Source organism: Anaerolineae bacterium (assembly GCA_016931895.1).
Classification (GTDB): Bacteria; Chloroflexota; Anaerolineae; order 4572-78; family J111; genus JAFGNV01.
Genome location: JAFGDY010000267.1, coordinates 1 through 3,062, shown reverse-complemented (window position 1 = coordinate 3,062; position 3,062 = coordinate 1). Strand labels below are relative to the sequence as shown.

Below are 3,062 nucleotides of genomic sequence, written 5' to 3'. Positions count from 1 at the left end.
TGCCGATGACCGCTCTCTGTCAGGGCCTCAGCCTTGACTGGCCGGTGCAATTGGTTCAGGAGGTTGTCCCATAGTCTTTACGCTTACGCGTTTCCCTTTGGAACATTTCCTTGAAGTCGGTATACCGGCCCGGAATGTTGAATTTGTCGGCTGAAACTTGCAGCGTTGGCTCTGCTACTTCGGATACAGCCGCTATTTCAACATCCTCTCGCTCGCGCAAAGCTTCGGCGTGGACCCGCATAATGGTCCCCCCGCCCACAAATCCGCAACGTAGTTTTTTCATTTTTGGTTATCCTGATTCCTTGGGGGTGGTATTTTGTCAAAAAATTGCCCTGATTTTAGGCCGGGGGGTAAATCTGGCAAATTATTTTACCTCATCGGCCAGTTAAAAGCGGCAAACCTCGTTTCTTTCTCCGGCCAGGGGTTAAATCAGGAGCAAAAACCCCAGGGCCAGCAGCGCTGCATAAATAAATTTTTCAAAGCGGTGCGGAGGGATGCGTTGATTGAGTTTGGTACCCAGAAAAATTGCCGTCACCATGAATGGCAGGGCCAAAGCGTAAAGTTGCAGCACCTGCAGCGTCCACAAACCGGCCAGGCCATGTCCGGCCAGAATGAGCAGGCCGGTGGGCAAAAAGTAGCCTTGTAAGGTGGCCCTAAAACGGTCGGGGGGCCAGCGCCGCATAACGCCATAAATAACAATGGGCGGGCCGTTGGTGTTGTAAGCGCTGCCAATCACCCCGGCCACAAAACCAAAAAGATAGGCCCACCTCCGTTGGGATAGGGTGATCAGCCGGGGCCGGATCAGGTTGTAGAGGCTGATCAGGATGATTAGCAGGCCAAGCATTTGTTTGACAATTTCCTCCGGCGCAGTTTTCAAAACAAAAATACCTACCGGAATGCCCAACACCGTTGAGATGATCAGGTGCCAGGTGGCCCCAAAATCAATACTGCGCCAGTGGCGCCAGACAATGGTAGAGGCAATGGTTGGCCCAACAAAAGCCATCAGCGGCGTGGCGGTTTGCACCCCTACCAATAAGGTGAGCAGGGGCATGGCCAAGAGCGCGTCGCCAAAGCCAAACGTGGAGCGGGTGAGAGCGGCCATAAAGATAATGGCCAGGGTTAAAAGAATGATGGTGAGGGTACTCATGGGCGCAAGCGGTAATTTTTTTGACCCGGATACAGAAAGTTGTGCCGGTTCATCATGAGCTATTTTTAGGGGAATGTCAAAAAATATTAGTGGTCACGTCCCGTGATAGTTGCGCCCCTAAAATCCGGATGAAGCATTTTTGTCATTGACCCTATCAATGGTATGCTAAGGATTATTTGGTTACAGGCCGGCCCGGGGCCGGGTTAAAGTATCAAGAAGGTTCAGGATTTTTGGCTAATGAGGTCAACACTTCGTCGGGACGAGCGGCCGGCAGCCCCTCCCAAGCACGGATCATTTATCACGTTAACCGACGTCACCCTGCGCGTCGGCAGTAAACTATTGTTTGAGCATACCAGTTGGGAGATAAGGGCCGATCAACATTGGGCCATCATCGGGCCAAACGGCTCCGGGAAATCTACCCTGGCCAGGGCTATCTTTCGGCAAGTGCCCCTGGCGCATGGCCGGATTTTCTATTTTTTTGGAACGAATAAAGACCAGAGCGACGGGGCGCGCTCATATTTTAACCGGGGGGAAATTGTGAAGATTTCCGCCGAAACCCATAGCAACCTGATGCAACAGCAGGCCGGCTACCATCAGGCGCGGTGGCAGAGCATAGAGGGGAAAGATTCGCCCACCGTAGCCGAGTTGTTGACCGGGGAGAGCATCGAGCGCATTTCACCTTACGATGTTAGTCCTCTTAAAGTGAGCCGGGCCGTGTATGGCCAAAGAAGGCAAAGAGCGGTGGATTTGTTGGGGATGGGGTCCCTGCTGGGGCGTAAGGTGCTTCATTTATCGCACGGCGAGGCGCGCAAACTGCTGATTGCCCGCGCGCTGATGCAGTCGCCCCGGTTTTTGATTCTTGACGACCCCTTTGTGGGTTTGGATGATGCTTCTCGCCGGGCGTTGCACGGCGCTCTCACGGAACTGCTCCACGCCGAAACCCCGCGAATACTGCTGATTACGCCCCGGCTCGAAGAGATTCCGCCGGGCATCACTCACGTGCTGCAGGTGGCCAATAGCCGGATGGTGGCCCAGGACCGCCGGGATAAGATTTTGCCGGCAGAGGCAATGCCGGAACCGGGCCGGAATAAAAACATCTCTCCATTACCCTTGCCCGCTGCTGTTCAAGAATCCGGGCAAAAGTACCCCGTCTTGGTTGAGCTGAAAGACACCTCTGTTTTATATGGCCACACTTATGTTTTGCGCCACATCAACTGGACAATGAAACAGGGGGAAAACTGGGCGGTGCTGGGCGCCAACGGCGCAGGTAAAACAACGCTTTTGAGTTTGATTTTGGCCGACAATCCCCAGGCCTACGCCAACCAGATCACGCTCTTTGGCCAAAAACGGGGGTCGGGGGAAAGTATCTGGCAGATCAAACGGAAAATTGGTTGGGTCTCGCCCGAGTTGCAGGCGTATCATCAAAAAGAAACCACCTGCGGCCAGGTGGTCTGCTCCGGTTTTTTTGATTCGGTAGGTTTATACCAAACCTGCTCGCCCCAACAGGTCAGCCTGGCCGTCCATTGGCTGCAAGCCCTTGGCCTCTTGCCCTTGCTCAACCGACCCTTGGGCGCTGTTTCGGTGGGAGAGCAACGCCTGGTGTTTTTGGCCCGCGCCCTGGTTAAAAACCCAACCTTGCTTATTCTTGACGAGCCTTGCCAGGGCTTGGATTTTAACAATCGCACCCGCATCATCGAGCTTTTGGACCAACTGTGTTCGCAAATGCCGGTCAATATGATTTACGTTACCCACCACTTTGACGAAATGCCCCAGGCCATTACCCACGTGCTAAAATTGGCCCAGGGCCGCATTCAGACCAGTGGCGAGCGTAGTGAGGAAGGAATCAAAAAGCCGGGTCGCCACTACCCGGCTTTTCAAAAAGGAGAAAAGGAGAGCGTCAATTTGCCTATTGACG

3 protein-coding genes are annotated in these 3,062 nt (G+C 53.8%); 1 reads left to right on the top strand and 2 read right to left on the bottom strand.

From position 1 onward, the window contains the following. Positions 1-55: 55 nt before the first annotated feature. Both JW953_20510 and JW953_20505 read right to left on the bottom strand, forming a co-directional pair. The gene (locus JW953_20510; GenBank protein ID MBN1995088.1) at positions 56-283 is read right to left on the bottom strand and encodes a Gfo/Idh/MocA family oxidoreductase; all 228 of its coding nucleotides are present in this window, start codon (positions 281-283) and stop codon (positions 56-58) included. A gap of 141 nt (positions 284-424) precedes the next feature. Then, positions 425-1,147: a sulfite exporter TauE/SafE family protein gene (locus JW953_20505; protein MBN1995087.1), complete on the bottom strand. Its 723-nt coding sequence runs from the start codon at positions 1,145-1,147 to the stop codon at positions 425-427. A gap of 237 nt (positions 1,148-1,384) precedes the next feature. Between JW953_20505 and JW953_20500 the strand changes: the two genes are divergently transcribed. Beyond that, on the top strand, positions 1,385-3,062 hold a 1,678-nt coding region (locus JW953_20500), incomplete at its 3' end, for an ATP-binding cassette domain-containing protein (protein ID MBN1995086.1).